General features: G+C 41.3%; 23 protein-coding genes. 10 read left to right on the forward strand and 13 right to left on the reverse strand.

Going from position 1 to position 24161, the window contains the following annotated elements; genetic code table 11:
• The first annotated feature begins 100 nt into the window (after positions 1–100).
• The 5 genes from RMY63_RS15515 to RMY63_RS15535 all read left to right on the forward strand — a co-directional run bounded on the left by RMY63_RS15515 (position 101) and on the right by RMY63_RS15535 (position 2236).
• Positions 101–502: a hypothetical protein gene (locus tag RMY63_RS15515; protein WP_322729553.1), complete on the forward strand. Its 402-nt coding sequence runs from the start codon at positions 101–103 to the stop codon at positions 500–502.
• Positions 503–511: 9 nt separating this feature from the next.
• Positions 512–781 (forward strand): YciI family protein, encoded by a 270-nt coding sequence (locus RMY63_RS15520; protein ID WP_322729554.1) that lies wholly within the window; start codon positions 512–514, stop codon positions 779–781.
• A gap of 246 nt (positions 782–1027) precedes the next feature.
• The gene (locus RMY63_RS15525) at positions 1028–1822 is read left to right on the forward strand and encodes a Tab2/Atab2 family RNA-binding protein (protein WP_322729606.1); all 795 of its coding nucleotides are present in this window, start codon (positions 1028–1030) and stop codon (positions 1820–1822) included.
• Positions 1823–1905: 83 nt separating this feature from the next.
• Complete coding sequence (locus RMY63_RS15530) at positions 1906–2148, forward strand: transposase (protein ID WP_416212520.1); 243 nt, start codon at positions 1906–1908, stop codon at positions 2146–2148.
• Positions 2114–2236: a hypothetical protein gene (locus tag RMY63_RS15535; RefSeq protein ID WP_322729610.1), complete on the forward strand. Its 123-nt coding sequence runs from the start codon at positions 2114–2116 to the stop codon at positions 2234–2236. The genes RMY63_RS15530 and RMY63_RS15535 overlap by 35 nt, the downstream gene beginning before the upstream one ends.
• Positions 2237–2466: 230 nt before the next feature.
• Here RMY63_RS15535 and RMY63_RS15540 read toward each other — a convergent pair whose 3' ends face one another.
• The 8 genes from RMY63_RS15540 to RMY63_RS15575 all read right to left on the reverse strand — a co-directional run bounded on the left by RMY63_RS15540 (position 2467) and on the right by RMY63_RS15575 (position 11133).
• Positions 2467–2625 (reverse strand): YqaE/Pmp3 family membrane protein, encoded by a 159-nt coding sequence (locus RMY63_RS15540; RefSeq protein ID WP_179065728.1) that lies wholly within the window; start codon positions 2623–2625, stop codon positions 2467–2469.
• 142 nt (positions 2626–2767) lie between these two features.
• The gene (locus RMY63_RS15545) at positions 2768–3115 is read right to left on the reverse strand and encodes a translation initiation factor (RefSeq protein ID WP_292784886.1); all 348 of its coding nucleotides are present in this window, start codon (positions 3113–3115) and stop codon (positions 2768–2770) included.
• 85 nt (positions 3116–3200) lie between these two features.
• On the reverse strand, positions 3201–3695 hold the full coding sequence (locus RMY63_RS15550; protein WP_322729555.1) for an ureidoglycolate lyase: 495 nt from the start codon (positions 3693–3695) through the stop codon (positions 3201–3203).
• A 115-nt stretch (positions 3696–3810) separates the two neighbouring features.
• Positions 3811–4830, reverse strand: a complete 1020-nt coding sequence (locus tag RMY63_RS15555; RefSeq protein WP_322729556.1) for an RpoD/SigA family RNA polymerase sigma factor — start codon at positions 4828–4830, stop codon at positions 3811–3813.
• A 1278-nt stretch (positions 4831–6108) separates the two neighbouring features.
• Positions 6109–8028: an iron uptake porin gene (locus RMY63_RS15560; RefSeq protein WP_322729557.1), complete on the reverse strand. Its 1920-nt coding sequence runs from the start codon at positions 8026–8028 to the stop codon at positions 6109–6111.
• Between the two features lie 524 nt (positions 8029–8552).
• Complete coding sequence (locus RMY63_RS15565; protein WP_322729558.1) at positions 8553–9095, reverse strand: hypothetical protein; 543 nt, start codon at positions 9093–9095, stop codon at positions 8553–8555.
• A gap of 228 nt (positions 9096–9323) precedes the next feature.
• Positions 9324–10073: an isoprenyl transferase gene (locus RMY63_RS15570; protein ID WP_322729559.1), complete on the reverse strand. Its 750-nt coding sequence runs from the start codon at positions 10071–10073 to the stop codon at positions 9324–9326.
• 121 nt (positions 10074–10194) lie between these two features.
• Positions 10195–11133: a ferritin-like domain-containing protein gene (locus tag RMY63_RS15575; protein ID WP_322729560.1), complete on the reverse strand. Its 939-nt coding sequence runs from the start codon at positions 11131–11133 to the stop codon at positions 10195–10197.
• A 253-nt stretch (positions 11134–11386) separates the two neighbouring features.
• On the opposite strand from RMY63_RS15575, the gene RMY63_RS15580 reads away from it, so the two are divergent.
• The 3 genes from RMY63_RS15580 to RMY63_RS15590 all read left to right on the forward strand — a co-directional run bounded on the left by RMY63_RS15580 (position 11387) and on the right by RMY63_RS15590 (position 13129).
• A complete protein-coding gene (locus tag RMY63_RS15580) occupies positions 11387–11626 on the forward strand; it encodes a hypothetical protein (protein WP_322729561.1) in 240 nt (79 codons plus the stop codon).
• Positions 11623–12036: a putative toxin-antitoxin system toxin component, PIN family gene (locus RMY63_RS15585; RefSeq protein WP_322729562.1), complete on the forward strand. Its 414-nt coding sequence runs from the start codon at positions 11623–11625 to the stop codon at positions 12034–12036. The genes RMY63_RS15580 and RMY63_RS15585 overlap by 4 nt, the downstream gene beginning before the upstream one ends.
• Before the next feature lie 292 nt (positions 12037–12328).
• A complete protein-coding gene (locus RMY63_RS15590) occupies positions 12329–13129 on the forward strand; it encodes an STM4504/CBY_0614 family protein (RefSeq protein WP_322729607.1) in 801 nt (266 codons plus the stop codon).
• A 14-nt stretch (positions 13130–13143) separates the two neighbouring features.
• Here RMY63_RS15590 and RMY63_RS15595 read toward each other — a convergent pair whose 3' ends face one another.
• The gene (locus RMY63_RS15595) at positions 13144–13821 is read right to left on the reverse strand and encodes a Uma2 family endonuclease (protein ID WP_322729563.1); all 678 of its coding nucleotides are present in this window, start codon (positions 13819–13821) and stop codon (positions 13144–13146) included.
• 178 nt (positions 13822–13999) lie between these two features.
• On the opposite strand from RMY63_RS15595, the gene RMY63_RS15600 reads away from it, so the two are divergent.
• Positions 14000–16396, forward strand: coding sequence for a tetratricopeptide repeat protein (locus tag RMY63_RS15600; RefSeq protein ID WP_322729564.1), 2397 nt, complete (start codon positions 14000–14002; stop codon positions 16394–16396).
• A gap of 391 nt (positions 16397–16787) precedes the next feature.
• Here RMY63_RS15600 and RMY63_RS15605 read toward each other — a convergent pair whose 3' ends face one another.
• Together RMY63_RS15605 and RMY63_RS15610 are read right to left on the reverse strand one after the other, a co-directional pair.
• A complete protein-coding gene (locus RMY63_RS15605) occupies positions 16788–17396 on the reverse strand; it encodes an ankyrin repeat domain-containing protein (RefSeq protein WP_322729565.1) in 609 nt (202 codons plus the stop codon).
• Positions 17397–17405: 9 nt separating this feature from the next.
• Positions 17406–19304, reverse strand: coding sequence for an eCIS core domain-containing protein (locus RMY63_RS15610; RefSeq protein ID WP_322729566.1), 1899 nt, complete (start codon positions 19302–19304; stop codon positions 17406–17408).
• Between the two features lie 247 nt (positions 19305–19551).
• Here RMY63_RS15610 and RMY63_RS15615 point away from each other — a divergent pair, with 247 nt between their 5' ends.
• Positions 19552–20262, forward strand: a complete 711-nt coding sequence (locus RMY63_RS15615; protein ID WP_322729567.1) for a Uma2 family endonuclease — start codon at positions 19552–19554, stop codon at positions 20260–20262.
• A gap of 216 nt (positions 20263–20478) precedes the next feature.
• Here RMY63_RS15615 and RMY63_RS15620 read toward each other — a convergent pair whose 3' ends face one another.
• Together RMY63_RS15620 and RMY63_RS15625 are read right to left on the reverse strand one after the other, a co-directional pair.
• Positions 20479–22470, reverse strand: a complete 1992-nt coding sequence (locus RMY63_RS15620) for an ATP-binding protein (RefSeq protein WP_322729568.1) — start codon at positions 22468–22470, stop codon at positions 20479–20481.
• Positions 22467–23738: a DUF4255 domain-containing protein gene (locus RMY63_RS15625; protein ID WP_322729569.1), complete on the reverse strand. Its 1272-nt coding sequence runs from the start codon at positions 23736–23738 to the stop codon at positions 22467–22469. Before RMY63_RS15625 ends, RMY63_RS15620 begins: the two co-directional genes overlap by 4 nt.
• Positions 23739–24161 lie beyond the last annotated feature (423 nt).

Below are 24161 nucleotides of genomic sequence, written 5' to 3' on the forward strand. Positions count from 1 at the left end.
AGTTCCCAGGTTCAACCTGGGAATACTTTACTTGAGGCTCTGCCTCAAATTCTTTTGTAAAAACTAGCCAAAAATTTTTAACTCTAGATCGGGGCATATTATGAACACGCTGGAAATAATTCAAGAAATTCAGCAGACGCAATCACAGATGTCTCTCACACTTAATAGTCCTAAATCAGTCAAACTACAGGTTAAGCAAATTTCTCTATTACAAAAGCAACTCAGAGCGATAAAAAAGGAGGTTAATGCAAATATACGTAATATTAATCAGGAAGCAAGTCAATCTGGTACAGATAGTGTTGTATCGGTTGGCTTGGACATTTTTGGTAAACACAAGTGGGCTGGAAGGTTGAGGGCAGAAACTCGACGTGCAATTGAACGAGAAAAAAAATTATCTCGTCAGCCATACATTGAAATCAAACAAGCAATTGACAATCTCATTTTAGAAGGAGATCGGCTCAAGCTCTTGGCAGAGCAATATCTTATTAGCCAACAGGAGTAACAAGTAATTATGCCTAAATATGTAGTCTGGGGAACTTACTGCGAAGACGTTCTCGAAAAACGTGTCCCTCATCGTCAAGCTCATTTAGACGGATTAGCAAAACAGAAACAATCCGGTGTGCTGATTACTATCGGCCCAACCAAGGATGTGACAAAAGTTTTTGGGATTTATGAAGCCGAAGATGAAGCCAGTGTACGCCAGTTAATTGAAAATGACCCCTACTGGAAAAATGGCATCTGGACTGAGTATTCAGTCAAAGAATGGATTCAGGCTTTTTAAATTAAGTTTGGGGCATTGGGCATTGGGCATGGGAAAATGAGCATCAACGTTGAACCTTTGAGCATCAACGTTGAACCTTTGAGCATCAACGTTGAACCTTTGAGCATCAACGTTGAACCTCTGAACATCAACGTCGAACCTCTGAACCTAAAACTTTCAGTTTTAACTCTCATCATCTTTCCCATACCTCCATGCCCAATGCCCAATACCCAATACCCAATACCCAATGCCCCATGCCCACATAATATGAAAATTTGGCAGATTGATTTTTATCGCCGTCCCTCACAAGATGCGTCTGGACAAATTTTATGGGAGTTGTTGATTTGTGACGCAACTCGCAGCTTTGAGTATGAAGCCACCTGTCTCCAGTCAACAGCAAATTCTAATTGGGTTGCTACTCAACTTGAATTCGCTGCTGGTGAAAAATTGCCAGATGTAATTCAGGTATTTCGTCCGCAGTCTCTCAGCTTAATTGAGGCGGCTGGACGCAATTTAAGTATTAATGTCGAACCTACCCGCCACACCTTGGCGTTAAAGCAGTGGTTAAAAGAAAAGCAATATCCCTTAACGCTGGATAAACCACCCCCAGCACCATTACCAGAAAACCTCTGGGGAGAACAATGGCGTTTCGCGACTCTAGCTGCTAGTGATGTAGAAACGAGATTTAGCGATCGCCCCATTCCCATTTTGCACATCCCAGAACATCTCAAACCAATCAATTTGGGTTTAGCATCAACAGTCCCTGTTCCTGGTGTAGTAATTTATGGTGGACGGCAATCAATGCGCCTAGCACGGTGGTTGCAGCAAGCCCGTCCCGTCAGCTTGAACTACATTTCTGGTGCACCAGATGGCTTAATATTAGAAGCTAGCTTGGTGGATAGATGGATTGTTGCCACATTTGAAGATCCAGAAGTTACAACAGCAGCCCAAGCATTTGAACAACGCAAACAGCAAAGCCGAGGATTGCATTTTTTGTTAGTTCAACCTGATGATTCTGGTATGACTTATAGCGGCTTTTGGTTATTGCGGGCAGAAAATTGATATTAATTGCCAAAAATATTTGTCTGCTTAATTTTTATTGGTATCTTACTCAAAGGATTTGCATGAGCGTGTGATTATGGCGTATGTGGAAAGGGGCTATTGTAGTCATGGATAACCTGAAAGTTCATTACGCCGAACGTGTAAGGGTTGCAATTGAGTCCGTCGGTGCAAAAGTCAAGTTTTTGCCCCCCGACTCTCCAGATTTATCTCCTATAGAATTATGTTGGTCAAAACTGAAGCAATTTCTCCGTTCCTGTGAAGCACGCACACTGGAATCACGATGGCCTTGCAATGGCTGTTGCTGTCAATTACATTACCGAAGATGATGCCTACGAGAAGGTTCAATCACTGTGGTTTATTTACCTGAAAATTGCTGTAATTCGGTATTTTCCGCCACACAAAAGCTTACATTAGAGACTTGATAAATATTATTTTTACAATTTTTATTTAGATATCGGGTTTTATTGGGTAATGTCTATATATCTTTAAAAAAGAAAGTAGTATTCTTAGAGATTTTTGTTTTATTAAAGTTACGAATAAAAAGTAGTTAATTTCATGAACTTTTTTGTAGAGGCAATTCATGAATTGCCTCTATAATCATCACTAATACAGATATTGGTACGCTTAACCTACTTTTACAAAAATTATTTCTTAGCAATTATCCACACTGCATGAATAATCCCAGGAATATAACCAAACAGTGTTAAAAGTATATTAATCCAAAAGTCTATACCAAAACCTACTTGTAAAAAAACTCCCAAAGGCGGCAGGAAAATGGCACACAGAATCCGAACTAAATCCATTTAAACCTCCTGTTCATCTCAGAATAAGACAGCTTGGTGGCAAACTAATTTACCACTATTCAAGCATATTTGTACCTCTCAAAGATAACATTTCCTCACTTCATCTAGATAACGGTTAAGATACGGTAAACCGCACTCAAGATTAGCCACCGCTAATTTTGGCTTTGTAACCTAGCTTGGTCAAAATCTCGACAATTTTCTGTTTGTGTTCGCCCTGAATTTCAATTTCGTTGTCTTTAAGTGTCCCACCTGTCCCACACTGGGTTTTCAACTGCTTCACCAAATCTGCTAAGGTTTCCGGTTTCGCTTGAAAACCGCTAACGACTGTGACAGTTTTGCCTTTGCGTCCTTTGCGGGAAGCTTGTACTTTCAGATTTTGTTGTTGTGGGGGCAATTCTGGAATTGGTCTTTCTGTGGCGGCGGAGTTATCGTTGCCAAATTCGCGGTAGACAAAGCTTTTGTTAGAAGATTGAGAATTGGAAGAAGCCATAAAATGAATGTTTAAGAAAATTGAAAATGGTTGAACTGATTGAGGAAAATGGCTTGTCTCTGTCTCTAATTAAACCTAATATCACCTAAACCATCTCAAACTCTAATTGATGACTCTTGAGAAAATCATGGGTGAAATGATCCACCATATTTGTATCAGCTAGTTCCAAATTATAAAAATCCACAGCTTCATGGTCAAAGTGGGGCCCAGCGTGCCAAGTACCCTCATGTAGCTTGATAAAACAATTCCCCGGAATGCGGAAAGCAGCAATCTCTTCTAATGCTGGTTCATTCACATCATTATGAGGAGGACAAACTGCAATTAACCAATCCTTCCCTGACAAAGAACCCAGACATTGAGTGCATTGCAGATGGCGAGTAATTTTATGGAACTTTCGCCCTCTCTTGTCCAACCGCATAATATAAAATCGTGGAATCCCGTTTTGCAGGTTTAACTGGGCATCTTCACCATCGTAAGTTTTGCCATCAAAACTTGCAAAAATCACTTGTCCATAACGCCGAAAGTTTTCAGAAGTCACCCATTGTGCTTGCAATTGTTGCACTGTCTTTGATGTGCTCATATCAAATCTTTAAGAGAGATTCTTTAGGTTTATTTTCCCCCAGAATGACTGAATTTTATACAGCCATTATAGTGATTTCCTAAGTTTCAATGTCTGAAATTATAAAAAAATAACCTTAGCTAGCTAGATAACTACGTACTTGTTCCTTTTGGCGTCGGAGGAGACTGAGAGCTTTTTGTTCTATCTGACGCACCCGTTCTCGACTAATACCCATGCGATCGCCAATCTGTGCTAAAGAAAGTTCATACCCATCCGTTAGACCAAAGCGCAGGGTTAATATTTCTCGCTGCTGGGGAGACAGCTTTGCCAATAAGTCTTGTAAGTCTTGATGGAGAGATTCTTCAACGGCATAATCTTCGGGGGAAGGGCCATCATCCTCCAATATGTCCTGCAATTCTGTATCTTGTTGTTCACCAACTCGTGCCTCTAGAGAGAAGGGTTGACGGGCTAAGTACAAACACTCTCGAACTTGGCTAGGTGTCAAAGATAAGGCAGTGGCAATTTCAGCAGTAGTAGGAACGCGACCCAACTGTTGAGATAATTCTCGCTGCACCCGTTTAATTTTGTTCAGTTTCTCAAAGACGTGGATAGGTAAACGAATTGTACGTCCTTGTTGAGCGATCGCCCGTGTAATTCCTTGACGAATCCACCAGTAAGCATAAGTAGAAAACTTGTAACCAAGAGCGGGATCAAATTTATCCACCCCTCGTTCTAAACCTAAAGTACCTTCTTGAATTAAATCCATAAATTCTAGGTTCCGGTGCTGGTATTTCTTGGCCACAGCTACCACTAACCGGAGATTAGCCTGAATCATTTTCTGCTTGGACTGCTGTCCTAAATTTAGCTGTTGCTCTAGCACCTCTAAACTTAACTCCACCCGATCTGCCCATTCTTGCAGCGTGGGTTCGTGGTTTAATTTCACAGCCAATTCTTCCTTAGCAGCTAATAAATTCATCATCTGCTGCACTTGTTGGGCAAAAATAACCTCTTGTTCGCGAGTCAACAAATCTACACGCCCGATCTCTTGCAGATAACTACGCACAATATCATCTGTAGCTCGAGGCTTTTTATCTGCGGCTAAACTTTTTTTCTTCGTTTTTTGAACTTCGGTATGTGGAGATGTTAAGTTGCTCATGGTTATTTGCTCCTCTGTAACCTCATCAATTTATTGGTATCAAGTCTAGATATTCAGACCCACAGCCATTTCACACTGCTAATCAATAGATATCTTGCAAAACTGCTTAATAACTCATCCCTTAATCTCCTTCCCGCTTGCGAGGAGGGGATACAAAGCTACGCTTTGGCGGGGTGGGGTTCTTAGATTTGTAATTTATGCAAGGGTCTAATCGAATTTGCAACACTGATGAATTCTGATCTATGATACATTACAAGTTAATTGTTGGAGATAATAAACCCAAAATCAACCCACCCCTTAATAATAACATCATCAATAGTCACAAATCAATTATCTAAAGTATCATTCGCCTATCCTTTGAAGTAATTACATTCCTTTCTCATTGATTTTTGCATATTCTCAAATACAATTAACAATCAAATTGAGTCTAGTTATCGAATGTGGTTACTGTAAAAAGTAAAAAATATCGAGCAATAATTTCGTTATTTTCAGAGATAAATTATTAATATCAACTCTTAAAATATTACAAAAATTTCATTTATTGAAGTATTCTTAGTTTGCCGAGCAAGAGATGTAATCTTATTAAAGAAAAACTTATTAAGTATAAAATATCCATTTTTTACCTGATTTTTTTGTAAGACAATCTAATCATATCAAGCCAGGTGCATAGCGGGCGATCGTTAAACATGAAAGAAAGAACTTCTCCTGCTCACCTTATTTAATAACAACTTTCTTTAAGATAGGACTTACGCAAAACATAACGAAAGTAGCGGTAATTCATGAATTACCGCTACGCAACAATAAGGTTTTCAGGCACATCTTGCGTAAGTCCTCTAAGAATCTGGTCAAATATAGCAGTCGAAGCATAGGTTAGGACTATGTTGGTTGCTGAAACCTTTGATAATACTGAGTTTCTACTCAGCACGGGCTAAACGCCCCGCTTCCGCTAACAGCACGGGCTAAACGCCCCGCTTCCGCTAACAGCACTTTGCTGTACTTAGTAATTGGGCGTCTGGTGAAATTAATTATGCGGTATCCAGAACACTTGCGCAGACAGACGTAGCACTACTACATCTCTACATTCCATCTATATCTCGGTTAGCGGGTTTAGATTCTACAAACCTTGGTGGGGTTCAGCATCGAGTAAAGATTTTTTTGTCACGATACTATTAAGCTTCCCCGCACGCTTTGTGACGGGGATTCTTTTTGTGAACTTTGTTACCCAATCCTTAAATCCCCCAATTTCTTGGGGGATTTTGACTGCCTACTTCCAATCTCTTAAAATGTAAAAGTAGTCCGAAGGACACCTACAGTCGTAGTCTCATTGTTGCTGTTACCTTCTGGGTTAAAGAGAACAAACGCCCCAGGGGTAATGCTAATATTATCGCTAACTTGAAGGCGGTAATAAGCTTCTAAATGGTAAGGAGTCGCCCGATTGTCGCCTGTGGGCGTAAGTTGAGCAGAACCACCAGTATCACTACGGTAAAGCGGCTGACCAAAAAGAATCCCGGCAGTGTTTCCTGACTTGAATAAATCTTTGAAGTGAACTCCCGCCATCCAACTTGTAAAGGTGGTGGAAGCATCCACGCTATTGGAAGCAGCATCAACAAATATTGCTGCACCGTAGCCAGATAATGCTATTTTGGGAGACAATCGCCATGTTACCGTACCGCCAACAGAGTTGAGTGTGAGCGGTGTTCCAACTGCAACCCCTGATAAAGCACCGATATCACTACTAACTAATCCTGTAGCCAAAATATTGATTTCGTGATAACTGTGGGCATAGTTTAAACCAATATCCAGAGCAGAACTTGGCTTGAAGGTTAACTGTGTGGCAATAATACTACTACCACTAAATAAACCTGCTCCCAAAGGTGTAGTAGAAACTCCTGGTACTGCTTCATTAGCAGATTTTTCGGGTAAATTGGCATTTACACTGCCGTATAAAGCTCTTAAATCAAAATTTGGCGAAATGTTAAAAATAAATCCCGCCGCCGATGCTAAACCAGTACCCGAAGTTCCACCAGAAACCCGTAGTACAGGATTCAAGTTGCCAAAACGAGAAATTGACTCTTGTCCTTCACCATAAAAAGGTGTAATTACTGGGAAAGCATCTGATGTCTCTGCCGCAGTTCCCGCAAACAAGGTTAATTTATTAGCGACGGGAAAGACATACAGCAATTTGTAAACCTGAATACTGTTTGCGCCAACACCCGACAAAGTATTGACATTTAACCCCGGAAATTGCGGCTCAAAACTGGTACGAGCGCTACTTGCACTTAAAAGTGGCGAAGCTAATCCTAAACTTTGTTGCAGGCTACCTTGTCCATCGGCTCCACCTAAAAAGTTATAGGCTTGCAATCCAGTAATTAATGAATCTTTACCAGTAAAGCTAGTGGTGAGATTTAACCGCACTCTATTGACTAGGATGATGTTCGGGTCACTCTGATTAGGAGCGCCACCGCTAGCACCAACACCAGCAATAATTACCTCTCCAGTGAGTTTGGTCGTAGTAGAAAACTGATTTGCTTCTAGTTCTGCTGTGCGAGCTTCTACAGCATCTACTCGACCCCGCAATGTTGCCAATTCTGCCGCAAATTGTTCTTGTAGTTTCTGCAATGTGGCTAAATCTTCTTTTTTGACTAAATCACCAGTTGCAGTCGCAATCAGCTCATTGATTCGGTCTAAACAAGCATTTAAGCCAGCAGCAAATTCATAGCGAGTTAGCGCCCGATTACCGCGATAGGTTTGATTGGGATAACCTGCGATACAACCATAGCGCTCGACTAAAGATTGGAGTGCCTGAAAAGCCCAATCATTCGGCTGTACATCAGACAATTGCGATACGGATGTTACTTGTGCAAGTTTGTATGAGGTTGGAGATGAACTTGCAGGTTGTGGTATGATTGGCTGCCACAAGTTAACGGCAGAATCTACTCCTATATCTTGAATTTTTTGCTGTTGATTGACTGAGGGTAAGTTTTTTTGAATTTCATTAGCTATCAGCAATTTACTGGAGATATTTTTTGCTAAATTGCTTTGATGAAAATAATTTTTTTCATAGCTGCCATCATCTTGATTAACAGCTACGTTTTTATCTGCAATTTCTAAACTAGGAAGGGCTTGCACAGGTGATAACCCGACAATTAAACATAAAAATCCCATCCCACTAGCAGAAGCTAGTAGATATTTTGCCATGATGACTCCCAACACCTATAAAATAGTGGAAAAATTAATTGCGATTTTAAAATGGATTGATAAGTAAATTTAAAGTAGATTTAGCAAGAGAGTCTTGTTAACTTTAAATTTTGGATATCAGGATTTTTTCTGAATTAACTTACCAAAACATCAGCTTGTATCGCAAGTCTTAAATTCTAGTAAATACTATTTTTGGAAAGAATTAACAATACATCATATTGATAGTTTTTATGATTACGATAGCAATCCTAAATGGTTTTTGAACAATGCATTACGTAAAATACTTGATTAATAAGCCTTCAAAATTTTCTCTGTTTAAATATAAATAGGATTGCTATATTGAGAAAATAATAATTTACATAAGTCTAATTTTGTGATAATGAATATAGATATTGAGCCGAAATCCTCGGCTCAATACCTAACAAAGAATAATTTACTCAAAAAAAATTAAGAGACTGCGATCGCTACTCGATTTGGGTGCAGGTAAGATCGGGAGGAAAACGGTGGAAATAACTTTCAAGAATTTAATCCCACCAATAAGTAACAATAACCGCATCACAATCCTGGTGAACATCTTCACCCCATAGCCCCCCTTCCAATCTAGTTCTCAGTCGGCGCTTCAGGCGCAAACCATAATCTTCATTCGTGCCATCACTTACCTCTACTGAATCAGCTCGCCATTTTTTGCCCAAGTCTAAAAGCTCAGACACCTTTATGTCTTGGTTCTCTGTAAGGATGTATAGTGTATCGGCAGGATAAGCAATGAAATGGATGATGCTGGTTTCAGGCATGGGACGATAGTTTGCCATTGCAAGTAGGGTATCGACCATACCACCAAAGCTTAAACCGTTTTCATCTGGTGCAAAGATTGGTTTTGTGAACAGAAAGCTTGCCCATAAATTTTTGTGGTTGGAAAGGTCAGTAATCACTTCTTCGCCATCAAACTCATTGAACCGACGCTGCCAAACCAAAGCAGCGAAGAGTTCTTGGGGAGAATAGGATTTCGCAATCGATTGGATTTTGGCTAAATCAAGCATCACATTTACGGTAAGTAATATTTTTAACAAAACATTTGTAACTACCCTTGCAGTTTATTTACCCAGTGCCTGCTATTCTTATAGTTACTTCGGTCTGTCATAGCAGATAGATTATCCTCGATAATGTTTTATTTGTGAGCGCTCATATACCATTCGTGGTAGTGTGGGTGCTTTTACTTTATCAAGAAAGGCAGAAGGCAGAAGGAATATTGCCCTCTGCCTCCTGCCTTCTTCACACGATGTCTGGTGTTTGGTACACTAAGCTGATAATGAAGCTTTGACTTGACCAAAACGGCGATCGCGATTTTGGTAGCTCAACAAAGCCTGATAAAATGCTTCTCGATTAAAGTCTGGCCAAAGAATATCGGTGAAATACATCTCTGTATACGCCATTTGCCACAAGAGGAAATTACTCAATCGCATCTCACCACTGGTACGAATCAGCAAATCCGGTTCTGGAGTATCTGCTGTGTAGAGGTGTTGTTCTACAAGACTTTCATTCACTTCTTGGGCACTGAGTTCGCCCTGTTGTACGAGTTGAGCTACTTGACGGCAAACTCTGGTAATTTCGTCGCGGCTACCGTAATTGACTGCAACCGTAAAGTGGATTGCTTGATTGTTTAACGTCTCTATCATTGAACGTTCCATTTCTCTCTGTAGAGACTTGGGTAAAGCCGATAAATCTCCAATAAATGAGATTCGTACTCCTTCTTGATGCATCTGAGCTAACTCGCGGCGTAGTAATCGCTCAAACAAATGCATCAGAAAATCCACTTCTTCGACGGGACGTTGCCAATTTTCTGTTGAGAAAGCATAGGCTGTCAACGCTTTGATTCCCCAATTCTTGCAGCAACGCAATAGTTCTTTGAGCGTTTTTGCTCCTTGGCGATGTCCAGCAATGCGTGGTAATCCTCGACTGGTTGCCCATCGTCCGTTACCATCCATGATGACGGCGATATGTTGGGGGATTTTTTGGGGGTTTAAATCGGCTGATTTGTCATTTGTCATTTGTTATTTGTCCTTTGTCATTTGTTATTTGTCCTTTGTCATTTGTCATTTTTCATTTTTCATTTGTGATTTTTCATTTTTTATTTGTTATTTGTGATTTTTCATTTTTTATTTGTTTTTACTAATGTCTAATTTCAAATAAATCTTGCAAATACTCTGGTGTGAGGCTATTGTTCCAACTCCATAAGCGATGCATTGTGTAGGTGAAGGTGAAGAGGAGAGTTGTTTTGTTAGTTAATGACCAAGCATTCCAGTTGAGTGTACCCATCATGCGGCGGAGGGTACGCATGAGGTTGTTACGCTGATAGTTTGGCGATCGCGTTTTGATTAGCGTGCGTCCAATTCGCATCAACCCAGTATCAGGGAAAGTCCAAACCCCAAACCCCCAGAATTTGGTCATGTGGTTGATTTCGTCTTGTGCTAGTTCCTCTAAAACATCCTGGAGTGCGCCAGTGGTGTGAGCCATCAACCAAATATACAGACAGGTAGCACCGTATTCTGTGGCAATGCGGTGTAAGCCGTGGCGATATAAATCTTCTTTGGCGTCATCTGTGGGAAGATAGCTTCTAACTGTCCGAAGTTTTGGGGTAATTTTCTCGCCTGTTAATTGGGTGTAAATTTTGATTAATGCAGGTGTGTGCTGACGTTCTTCTTTTTCCCATAAACCAAGTTCCAGCAATTCGCCATCTTTACCGACAGTTCCACCAACAAACCGAGCCATCTGAGGATGCAATTTTTCCAAATACTGCCGACTGGTTTGGGTATAGCCGCGAATGGGCGCTTCTGTATCCATTGCACCGATCAAGATAGATAAAAATACCTCTGCGTCTAAGCCAATAATTTGATTGCGGTTAATCGTTTGCCAATCAATGGGTTTCCAGGGACGCGGTTGGGGATTGGCAAACTGTATCGGTAAATCTTGCAGGCGGTCGTGTAGTTGTTCGACTGCAATATATTTGTCTATGAGGGAACGAATGCAGCACTGTGTTTGCAAGTAATGAGGACTAGGATAGTTTTGACCTACTAAGTCTTCTGTGATTGGGTTGAGAGTATTAAGCATATTTTTATACTTTAATTATTATCTCTATGCCCAATAGCCTAAGCGATCGCACTATCGTTTGTCAGTCGGCTGAAGTCGGCAGTTTTATGTGATAGGGTTGCAAAAGTCGGGGAAAAAGTTGGTTAGAGAAAATTTGGATTTTAAACCTCGCCCTTTTAAGACGACTTTACAAAAAAGTAGAAGAAAGAATTGCAGAGAATGTGACGAAATTGTTAGAACAAGGGTAGATAAAAGTTGAGTAACAGAATAAATCATGAACGCTTATAAAACATATATCACTATTGCAGATCCCAAGCACTTAGTATTATCTGATTTACCATTTAAAGCAGGACAGAGAGTTGAGGTGATTATTTTGACAGACGATAATCAAAGGGTTACTTTAGCAGAAGAATTAAAAAAGTTATTCAAAGAAATACAAGCAATACACGCAGATAATCCCTTAAGTGATGAAGAAATAGCAGCAGAAATTGAAGCTTATAGACGGGGAAAATGAAAGTTGTTATTGATACTAATATCGTAGTCTCTGCTGCTATAGCTGATAAAAATCCAGAAGCAGTGATTTTATTTGTGATTGCTAATTCTGCTTTTGAGTGGGTTGTATCGGCAGAGATTATCGCAGAGTATAAGAACGTTTTAAAGCGCCCTCGTTTAAAATTAACTGAGGCACAATACGAAAGATGGGTTTATTTAATTGATTCAGTGACAACACTAATTAATGTGGATGTGGAGGTTGATTTCCCTAGAGATAGGAAAGATGCAAAGTTTTTAGCTTGTGCTATTGCAGCAGAAGCAGATTTTTTTATTACGGGTGATGCTGATTTTAATGAGGCGCAAACGTTGTTAAACACAACTATTATTTCTCTATCTTTATTTAAAAGGTTAGTTTGTGATGAGAGGGAATAAGCTTCAATCTAGTAGGGTGCGTAAGATAGCGGCATAACACACCGTACAAAACTAAGCGATCGCACTTGCTTTTGTCAGTCGGCTGAAGTCGGCAGTTTTATCTGATGCAGTTGCAAAAGTCGGGGAAAAAGCCTTTAGTGTAGTATATATGTATTGTATACAGGTTTATTAAGTATGAAGGTCTACGATATATACTCAAAGCGTCAAAAAAGACTTATGGGAGAGAGAATTCCTTGATGTTTATGGATATGACTATATCTCTAAAGAGCTTCGCGTACAGATTATTCATATTATTAACGATACTATAGGAAATCCCGATCATCCAAATAACTTAAAGAGCTTCCAAAATATTTACAAGATTTTATGCCGTGAATATGGCATCTTTTCGCTACAAGAACATAGAAAAAGTTCTATTAGTGATATATTGAATTTTATGTTAAAAACCGATGATATAGAACAGGTTATTGATGTAGTAGAATTAATATTTACCTATATTAATAGTCCCTATATGCGAGACATACACTATATAAGATATCATCCAGAAATTTCACCTACTGAAGCAATTGAAACATTAAACTATAGATTTAGAGAACACGGGGTAGGCTATCAGTATGAGTCAGGTGAAATTATCAGAGTTGATTCTCAGATAATCCATGCTGAGGCAGTTAAGCCAGTTTTGCATTTGCTAAGTGATACACGATTTAAAGGAGCAAATGAGGAATTTTTGAAAGCACACGAACATTATCGGCACGGACGATACAAGGAATGCCTTGTTGAATGCCTCAAAGCTTTCGAGAGTACTATGAAAACTATTTGTGATATTCAAGGCTGGATTTATCAACCTAGAGATACAGCAAAAAATCTTATTAATGTTTGCTTGCAGAACCATCTGATTCCTTCTTACTTACAGACTCAATTTACCTCACTCAAATCAAATCTTGAAAGTGGAGTTCCTACTATGAGAAATAAAAATGCAGGTCATGGTCAAGGTTCTCAGCCACTTACTGTCCCACAACACTTTGCTGCTTACCAGCTTCATATTACGGCAAGTACAATTCTATTTTTGCTAGAAGCAAAGAAGGCGCTGCCTTAAAGCTAATGCTTGCCTTATTCGGGCAATTCTCCAAATTGTTGACGATAACGCTCAAGTTGTTTCTGCGCTAATTCAAGCTGTTCTTCTGAAGTTTGATAGCGCTTTCCTTGTTGGTCATACCAATACAAAACCTGACGCTGGATATTACCAGATACGTATTGCCCTCTACCAATTCCCAAATTAATTTCTGGCATCCAAAAGGGTTCACCAATTTGCAATTGATAGCTACCATCTACTAAGCGATAAACTTCAAAAGGTTGGTGACGGTCTCTTTGCCAATACTCTGGATTATAAATAATGTAGTACAGTACCCCTAACTTGGCATAGGTGTCTAATTTTTTGTCGTATTCTCCACCTGGAGTTAAAGAGACAATTTCTAAAGCCAAAATAGGCACTATGTTATTTTCTTCCCAAACAACATAACTTTTACGAGATTTATCTGCCTTGCGGCGTTCTACACCTAAGCTCAAAAATCCGTCTGGTACAATCGGCACAAGTGGACTAACCCCTGTGATATGGTAAACGCCCATATCCACACTGAAAAACCAGTCATTACGGTTTGCCCAAATGTATTGCAGCAAGAAGAGAAGCAGGTTAGGAATAAAGTTCTGATCTTCGTTATCCACAGGGGTATCGTCTGAACAAGGAAGTTCAGCACTGCTAGGCAATTGACGAGGGTCTGATTTCACCATAAGTAATGATGGTGCTGATGTTACCTAATGAGTTTTATTTTATTAGATGAGAAAGCTTTATTCGGAAAAGTCGGAAAAAAAGTCGGATTTACAGAATCTTATCCGAAAACTCCAGCAACATAACTGTAAAGTGATTTATAGTTGTCCTTAAAATCTGAACTACCCTTGTCGTTATACAATGGACGCCCAAGCAGCATTAGCATGGTTAGACGCCATAATTCCCCCTCAGACTGGGGAACGGTTGAGCGATTTGCAAAAAGTGATTCTTGTGCAAGTTTGGTTGGGTAGAAAATACTTGGATATCGCTCATTCTTACGGTTGTACGGAAGGACACGCCAAGGATGCTGGTTCTCAGTTATGGAAGCTGCTTTCTAAAGTACTGCGAGAAAAGATTACCAAAAGTAATTGTCGCGCTACTTTGGAGCGAGTTCTGAGAAAAACTACTGCGATATCATCAAGTCTGATCGATTACTCGCGATCGCACCAATCCACCCCAAAATTAGAGGATACCAATTTTATTGGACGAACAGAAGCGATCGCTCACCTGAATACTTTGGTAAATCAAGGCTCGAAAGTGATTGTTATCCAAGGTGAGGGAGGTTTAGGTAAAACCACTCTAGCGCAGCAATATCTCCAAACTCAGGGGTTTGACTTGGTTTTAGAACTGCTGATGGCGAAGGAAACGCAGAATATCACCCCCGCCGAACGGGTAGTAGAGGAATGGCTTAAACAAGATTTCGATCAAGAACCTGGGGTAGAATTTGGGGTGACATTGGGACGACTCAAGCGCCAACTCCACAATCGGCAAATTGGGGTGTTAATTGATAATCTCGAACCTGCATTAGATCAACAAGGTGGATTGATTGCTGCTCACCGCAACTATGTAGAACTATTGCGGGTTTTGGCAGATGCTAGGGTGCAATCTGTTACCTTGATTACTAGTCGCGATCGCCTTTGTGAACCTGGGCTAAATGTGAATCACTATCGGCTTCCTGGTTTGGATCAAAGTGCATGGCAACAGTTTTTTAGCAACCGTGGGTTAACTATCGACTCGCCAACCTTGCAAATCATGCATCGCACTTATGGCGGTAATGCCAAAGCAATGGGAATTCTCTGCGGTTCAATTCAGGAGGATTTTGATGGTGATATGGTTCTTTATTGGCAAGAAAATCATGCCGATCCTTTAGCAGCAACGGACTTAAAAAATTTAGCCGTTAGTCAAATCAATCGTTTGCAAGCCCTCGACCCTCAAGCTTATCGCTTACTTTGCCGTTTGGGATGTTATCGTTATCAAGATATACCCAGCATTCCATCTCAAGGGTTGTTTTGTTTACTGTGGGATGTCTTACCCGATCAACATCGCCAAATTATCGCCTCTCTGAGAAATCGGTCTTTGGTGGAGTGTGAAAAAGGTGAATACTGGCTGCATCCGGTGATTCGGAAAGAAGCGATCGCACGTTTACGTTCCAGCGATGAATGGGAAATTGCCAACCACAAAGCCGCAGAATTTTGGACAACTAGTGTTAAACAAATTGAAACCTTTAAGGATGCTTTGCAAGCTCTGGAAGCATATTATCACTACATAGATATTAATGAATTGGAGTTAGCAGGTAAAGTCATTTTAAAAAGCCGAAATAATCAATGGCAGCAGTTTTTACCTCTTGGTAGTACGTTATATCGGATGGGTTTAATTCAACCGATACTTGCGGCAATTGAGCGAGTTGTTAATAATCTGGAAAATGACCAAAATCTCAGCGAACTTTATAATATATTAGGTGATTTATATTGGATAACAGGTAAAATTAGTCAAGCGATCGCTTGTCAAAAAAAGACTATTAGTCTGGCAACCCAAGCACTCAAATCACTTGTACCTCAGCCAGAAAATAAACATACAGTTTACTATCTAAGGATGCTAGAGGTAGATTCTCTATTAAGTATTGGTCTTTACAAAATAGATTTGTGGGAACTAGAGGCAGCCGCAAAGTTATTTCAACAAGTAATTTACTTAGCTCAAAACACCGAGCATCATCGCTGGGCAGAGAAAGCTTCAGTCTGTTTAGCTTTAGTATATTCTTATTTAGGTTTGTGTGATGCCTCATATCAATTAGCAGATGTAGCGTATCAAAATATGACGAACGAAAAATTGGTAGAACAAACTGGGAGATTTGTCTATTTCATGCAAATTTTGGGTCAAACCTACGTCAATTTAGGCGAGTTTTCCCAAGCAAATCAGATATTGCATCAAGCTTTGACTTTTGCTGAAAAAAGTCATTATATGCAGGTAAAAGCAAAAACACTCAATAGTTTAGCAGAAATCCATCGGCAAAAAACAGATTTTGCATTAGCTCTTGCTAATCATACAGAAGCAATCGAACTTTTGGATAAAATAGGTGCTAAATGCGATCTGGCTGAAGCTTATTTTCAATTGGGTTTAACTAATCAAAAGATAGCAACACTTGAAGAAAGTCAAATAAATTTTAATCGAGCGATTCAGCTATTTACTGAAATCAAAGCACCGAAACAAGTTGAAAAAGTTTCCAAGTTGCAGTGCTCAAATTCTTGTTACAGTAATTGAGTGATATAGTACAACGCCAATTTATTTATGACGAGTGTAGGAATTCTCAAATTTGATTTTTAGTCTCTGATATCATGTCCGGTTAAAGACTTATCATTAAGACCGCAGGGGGGCAGAGGTGCAGAGGTGCAGAGGGGAGGGGTTTTTGGGCTTTCTGCATAGAGCAAGCAAATTATAATTAATTAGCCGGACATGATATGAGCCATAACTGCCAAAATAATTAATGTTATAGAAGCAGACAATTCTGTAAAGAACTAAGTTTGGAGCAACAAAATCTCACAAATGCCAAGGCTGATTTGGTTTTTTTGTCTTTCGAGACCTTCCACGAATTCCTTTATGGGAACTCTCAATAACTTCCATTTCTAGTGGTTGGGCTTCAGTGCGATCGCAGTCAGCGCATTAGCAGTGCCTCTGCTGCAACCCACACGGCATCATCTTTTGCTTCGTTCCGTGGCGGCAACCGTCGATATGCAGTAAATTTATCAGCATCATAAACTTCTGGATCTGCTCCTGCTTGTAAGAGAAGTTCAATCATTTTTAAATCAAGCCGTTTTGCGGCTTGCCCAAGTGCTGTCATTCCACTACTACCGCCAGCATCATTGAGCGTTTTGGTTGCTCCACAACGAAGTAACATTGCTGCTGTGTTGTAGTCCCCTTGCTCAACGCACCAGCGTAATGGTGAGTCACCCTCGCTACCAACAACGTTTGGATCTGCACCAGCAGCCAGCAACAAGCGAACAGCTTCTATTTGCCCACGGAAAAGTGCCATCAGCAGTGGTGTAGAATCATGGTCAGCATCCCAAGTATCAACGGATGCATCATGCCGAAGTAATAAAACTAAGAATTCGATCTCACCACCATCTTCAAGTTGCTCAATTGCTTCATGTAGGGGTGTCCATCGTGGAAATTCTGGGCGAAGACTGTTTGGATCGGCTCCGTGTGACAGTAATTCTGCGATGCCGTCTAGATTCTGATTTTCGATCGCTTGAAAGAGATCCATTAACATAATTCAAAGATTTGCCATTGGATGACCTGGTGCACAGTTGACCTTTTCAAGATTCAAGCAATGTTGAAGTCCACTTTTAAGTTGTTCAATAACATCCTTATGCGCTTGATCGGGTTGACCACCAAAACACTTATCCTGGATATTTTCTCTGAGACGCATACATTCCTGCACTGCCTGAATGCGTTGACGAATCTCTGAGCAGGGTCGCCGCGCTAGCTTCTTTGGACTTACTTTGCTGGGGCTACAACTTTCACCCCCAATCTTATCGCAAAAAGTGTGCATTTCTTGTTGCAATGTATCAAGCACCGAATCCTCACACGTCTGGTTTGGATAACGTCGAGGTATAGGCACTGGTACTGGCAAAGGTTGTGGAACTGGTTTAGCTTCTGGTTCTGGAGTTGCTGGGGTATCAGTATCAGAAGAGATAGCAATACCAACGCCAATAATGACTACAGCAGCAACAGCAATACCTAATCCGATAGCCCAACCGGGAGGGCCCGTTGCTACTTCGACGGGTGCAGCTTCGGCATCTGCCACAAGTAACCCAGTTCCCAAGGCAATGAGTTCTTCTCCTCCTGCAAAGCGATTAATTTTCCCCTCTGGAGAACGTTGACTGACTGCAACTGATTTGCCAGAAGTTACTGCTTTTGCAACTTGGTCTGCTTCGATTTCTGTAGCATTCTGCTGTGAACTAATTGTTAGAGATTTGGTGGCAATACCGACTGGCGCACGCTGTATACTGGCAGTCGAACTTGACTCCAAAGACGATCCAGAAGCTGTTTGGACTCGATTTGATGCCTCTGTCTGGGCTGTTTGCATAGCAGATGGGGTAAACGCTGCAAGAACCCGCTGCTTCAAGGTTTCGTCATCACTGCGGGTAGCTGCTCGTAGTTGCTGTAAACCATTAGACAAAGTATCCAAATGCTGCTGACCTTCTTTTTGCAAAGGCGGATTGTCGGTAGACTCAGTACTTGCCTGCGACTCTATCTGTTTGTCCGAATGAGTATGCAGTTGTTCCAAACGGGCAATCAAATCTAGAAGTTTTGCAGTGCTGTTGGAGGACTGTAATGTATCACCATTGGAAGAAGTATCAGGTAAGATTTTCTCGTCTTCTTTTCTTCTAACTCGATCATCTTCTTCCTGGCAGGTAGTGCATTTTCTTTCTAAAGCTCCTGATTGCTGCACTATATGGGTCAATTCATGGGCAGTCAACTCATTATTACCTGGATACTTCCCGGCTCCAAAGTAAACATCACTACCATGTGTAAACGCCTGTGCGCCCAACTCCTGGTTCATCTGGACTGCTTCATCACCAGTATGCACCCGCACCTGACTAAAATCATAACCAAAGCGGGGTTCCATAAAGGAGCGCACGTCATCTGGTAAAGTAGTACCGCCTGCTTTACTACTATTCAATCGACTTTCAATATTATCCCCAGCCTGCAAGCTGCCATCAGTATAACGTTGCAGCGATCGCTTGGTTTGCAGTTCTTCTTGTTCCTGCTCACAGGCTGCACATTTTCGCTGCAAGGAATCTTCGATAGGCTGTAGGCTAGGAACCATTTGCATCACTTGATTGGCCACCCAATCTGCTTTTTGTTCATACTGGTCGTGCGGTTCTCCAACTGTGAGTTTTGCCTGGAGACGATGCAAGGATATGCGACTAATGTCGTGAGTCTGGGGCTTTTCTTTGATGACTTCTGGTTCCAATAATTGCTCTTGGGCAGATTGGACTTCTTGAAAGTCTGGTGTTACCTCAGTTACTGTTTGAGGCGGGACAGTATTGATTTGTGAGCCAAAGCCGCGTATTGGATTCGCCAGTGTGGGAATACCTGGGGAGGCAAGTGATGGATTCGTAAAAGTTGATGCGGCTGATTTTTTGCGCCCAATTCGCTCGCTCATCTCACATTCTCAAGCATATTTTTGAATCAAATTATACAATTTGTTTAGTGGCGATCGCTATCGACTTAAGTAGAAATTATTGTCTGCCAGCAGTAACTTTGTGTGAGCAAGACTTATAATCGTAGAAAGCTGGGATGAAAAATTGAGGCGTTCGCCTTTGGTAATAGCCTCTCGTAGAGAAGCGATCGCTTTTGAAGCTGAATGAATTGGGTTAACTTAGATTTATCTTGTCAAAACAGAAATTATTATGTCTTCTACTCAAGATTTAGGAATAATTTTAGAAGACACAGCAGAAGATGTTATATTTCCTCCTGGTGATTTATACAGTGATGAACCACCTTTGGAAACAGAACTTCACTTGCGGCAAATACTGCTGTTGATTCAGTGTTTGGAATGGTTGTGGCAAGAGCGTCAAGATTTTTACGCTTGCGGTAACATGACGATTTATTACAGTCCGCGTCAACGCAAGTCTGAGCAATTTCGAGGCCCCGACTTCTTTGTAGTTTTAAATACCCAACGCAAAATACGCAAAAGCTGGGTGGTTTGGGAAGAAGATGGCAAATATCCAAATGTGATTGTAGAGATTCTTTGTGACAAAACATCTGCTACTGATAGAGGGTTGAAAAAGGAAATCTATCAAGATATTTGGCGGACTCCTGATTATTTTTGGTTTGACCCGGTAAGTTTAGAATTTAAAGGATTTCATTTATTAGATGGTCGTTATCAAGAACTGCAAGCAAATGAAGCAGGTTGGTTATGGAGTCAGCAATTGCAGTTATATTTGGGAGTTTATCAATCGAAGTTGCGCTTTTTCACTCCCGATGGACAACTGACACCCACGCCAGAAGAAGTAGCACACCAAGAACAGCAACAGCGTCAACAAGCCGAGCAGCAACTTGCCCAAATGGAGTCCATGCTTGCTCGCTATCGGGAAAGATTTGGTGAATTACCAGAGTAATACCAATTCAAAATTCACGCATTCAAAATTCACGCATTAAGAAAGCCAGATATTACAAAGGTCTAGGCGTGTGTATCTGTCGCATTCTTTTCTCAAATTGGTGTAAATTTGTTTGCTATGGTAGTTGGCGTAGGTACAGCCCGTCCTAAACATCGCTCACAAATTTTACAATTTATCTAGCTACCACCATTTTCTACTAAGATCAAAATTGTAAAATCACATCCATCCCCCAACTTCCGCATCAGTCAAGGGTTTCTCTAACTTACTATATTCTGTTTGAGCCGCCCGCAATACGTGTTTCATCTGCACTGGTTCCTTGGCATCGGCAGCTAAAAAAGCTGCATTTAAAGCAATGTTACGGATATTCCCCCCAGCGACATTGAGCCGTGCTAGTTGCAGAGCATCTAAATCTGCGGTTGGAGTTTCGGCTGGAAAGACGCGTCGCCAAATCTCGGCTCGTTGCATAGTATCGGGGAAGGGGAACTGCACCACAAAGCGAATCCGCCGCAGGAAGGCTGTATCAATTGCACTCTTCAGGTTGGTAGTCAAGACTGCTAGACCTGGGTAACTTTCCATCCGTTGCAATAGATAACTAACTTCTATATTGGCATAGCGATCGCGGGCATCTTTAACTTCACTCCGTTTACCAAATAAAGCGTCGGCTTCATCAAATAACAAAATCACCCCACCTTGTTCTGCGGCATCAAATACCCGACGCAAATTCTTCTCTGTCTCGCCAATATATTTGCTGACTACCGATGATAGATCAATCCGATACAGATCAAGGCGCAATCTATGGGCTAGTATTTCTGCCCCCAAGGTTTTACCAGTGCCGCTAGCACCTGCAAATAGAGCGCTAATTCCCAATCCCCGCGCACTCTTGGCCCCAAAGCCCCAATTGTTATATACAGTACTACGTTGACGCACGTGAGCCGCAATTTCCCGGAGAGCTTGTTTCTGTGCTTCTGGCAATACTAAGTCCTCCCAATCACCAGATGGCTCAATCCGTTGGGCAAGTTCATCTAAGCGCGGACGTGCTTGCACGCGGCAGGCATCCCATAAAATGCTAGTGATATCGCTTTCTGGTGTCTGTGCTAGCTGTCCTGCGGCTTCTGCACAAGCAGCACGAATGGTTGCAGCACTAAGGTTAAACTGATCCACTAAGGTTTTGACTTGCCCGTTCATTTGCGATGCACTTGCCCCTAATGCATCTTGCCAAACTGCACTTTGTTCTTTGCTAGTTGGTTGATGTACATCAAAATTAACTACTAGGCGTTGTGATAAGCCGATGCGTTCTCGACTCGTGACTATTAAAAAGCCCTTTGTGCGTTCGATGAAACGAGCGATCGCATTCAACCGCGCTGTATCATTAGTATCCAGTTCGTTGCAGTCTATGAGTAAGGCACTCTTACTTAAAATCGTCTCACGAGTCCACAGGCGGATGAGATTATCCAATTCGCCAGGTGCTAAAGGAATGACTTGTGCAGACATTACCCACAAACTTAAACCCTGAAGCTGACAAATTGTCGCCGCGATGGCACGTTTACTGGCAGTTTCACCAGTAGATAACTGGACAATTGGTAAGCTATTAACCTTGTAAGCTGGCGACCAAACTGCTGCGACTCGCTCTGCTAAATCTTGGTGCGAGGGTACTAGATCGCTAACCTCTGGTAATGGCTCAATGATACCAGCTAGCCGTTCGTCAAGATATTGAATCCCCGTGAGATAATGTAAAATTCGCTCGTCAATTCTCAAGGGACTGAGAGTCAGGGAATGACCATCACCAATTTGAATTAACCGCCAATGACGTAAGGGAGCATTTGGAGCGATCGCATCCCAGTGGACGTTAGGTAAAGCTGCCAAAGCTAAACCCAAAGTTGGGTAAGCTCGTTGTGAATCGTCATGAACTATAGCACACAATTTGGCAAAATCTCCATTTAATTCCATACCTGCACACAACAGCAACAAATCACGTTCAAAGGATGAGAGGCGAAACATTTTGCAGACTCTCTCCAATGCCGATGGTGCAGGCATAGCAGCAGCGGCTTCCTGTAACGCCTGCTGTAAATGCTCTTGGTTGTTTTCTAACGGTTGATTTTGCTCTTTTGCCGTGTGATTTTCTAAAATACCCCGCACCACGGCTAGAGCTGCTGATAGATAGCGGTAGTTTGCCTCATCCCAATTGTGATTAATTGTCGTAGCATTCATAAAATTGTGACCTGTGGTGAATCATATTCCCCAAACTGATTCTTTTGCAGTGGACTTTCGGCCCCATCTACCCGCACCCGGACAATATAAGTACCTGGCTTGACGTTTTTGACCGGAATCGCGATCGCATCAGTGTCTTGAGTCGGTGGTGCAGCCAAGAAAGAGTAAGCTACCGGACTTTCACTTGATACCTCATTTAGTAGCAAAACTACCCGCTGTGCCTTACCTACTTTGGGCTGGAATTTAACAATAATTTCTGCTGTGCGTAAATTGTCACCGTTATTTTCTACTTGAGCGACAAATGCTGTAATTGTTGGATGTAAAACAAAAGCTGCAACGTTTGATTCAACTAGATGATTTGTTTGCCCTGCATTGCCCATTGTTAGATGTACAATTTGGACACCCTGGACGCTGGCATATAAATCTGGCGGGACTAACAAGCTGATTTGGGTTTCTTTGACTTCTTGAGGTACTAGTAATGTCTCTGTATTACCGAAACGAACTCGTGTGATTTCACCGCGTAACTGTTTACCACGAATTACTAATGTTGTGCCTGCAACAATCATTTGTTCAGTCTTTGCCGCAGCTATAACTTGCTCTATATTCGGTTGAGACAAGGGCATTCTGTAAAAACCTTCAGACTTGTCATTGCTACTCTCAATCAATACCATTGATGCCAAATAGGTAGCTGAAGGTCGATAGTGTGTTTGTAAAGCAGACCATAACTTAGAAGTTTCTTCCATATTAAAAAACTCTGGAGTCAGTTTTATCTGCCCAATTTGTTCAGCTAAATCGGATACAGACACACTTGCTACAGCTTGCGAAAAAGCACTTGAGGTATTGGTTGTAGATGCATTTATCAAAGTATTTTCAATAATATCAGATGTGATAGCTGGTGTTTTGTGTAATAAATGCATTGCATAGCCTAGTAAAAGCTCCGCCTGAAAATCCTTGGCTCCGTAGGCTGTTAGTAAGTAGTGGAGATCAAGAGCTAGTGGTGGAGTCGCAGAGCGCGGGTTTCCATTAATCCGTGAGTGCCTGCTCCGAAATTCTTGAGATACCCAATCGACATTCCGATTCTGCGTCACTTGATAGAGAAACAGGTTGATTTGAGCACGCTCGTCAGCTTCAACTGAAATTCGATCCGGCGGTAGGGCAGTTACAATCACATCGCCAACACTAGCAGCGATCGGATCGCTGACTAAACCATTTTCCAGCAAGACTTTTAGTACTGCTGTCACTGCGGCTATAGAGAGCATATTACTCATCCTGATTTCTCATGGCAATAGCACATATTAATCATGTACGCCAGAGTACATTAATAGAATATATTTTGCAAAACTTTAAGTCCTGTTGTCGCAAAGACTTCAGCATGGCAGACAAAAGCGCATTGTCAACTATTAGGACAGCACGGCATCAATCCATCTACTATCTCAATTCAAAAGACTTAGCAATAGTCAACTCCAATTCGCAATTCGCAATGACGCTCGCGGACTCGCTAACGCTGCGCTAACGCAATTCGCAATTAAGACAATTAGTAGGGGCTTGAAACCCGCCACTAATTGAAGACCACCAAATCGAAGATTTGGCGGGGGCTTGTACCCCGTAATTAGCCAATTAACAATTAATAATTACCAATTTCCTTTGGTCAAAGTTCCATTCTTAAAAGTAAGTAAAATTCCACTTCAAGC

The organism is Nostoc sp. ChiQUE01b (assembly GCF_034531255.1).
Lineage (GTDB): Bacteria > Cyanobacteriota > Cyanobacteriia > Cyanobacteriales > Nostocaceae > Nostoc.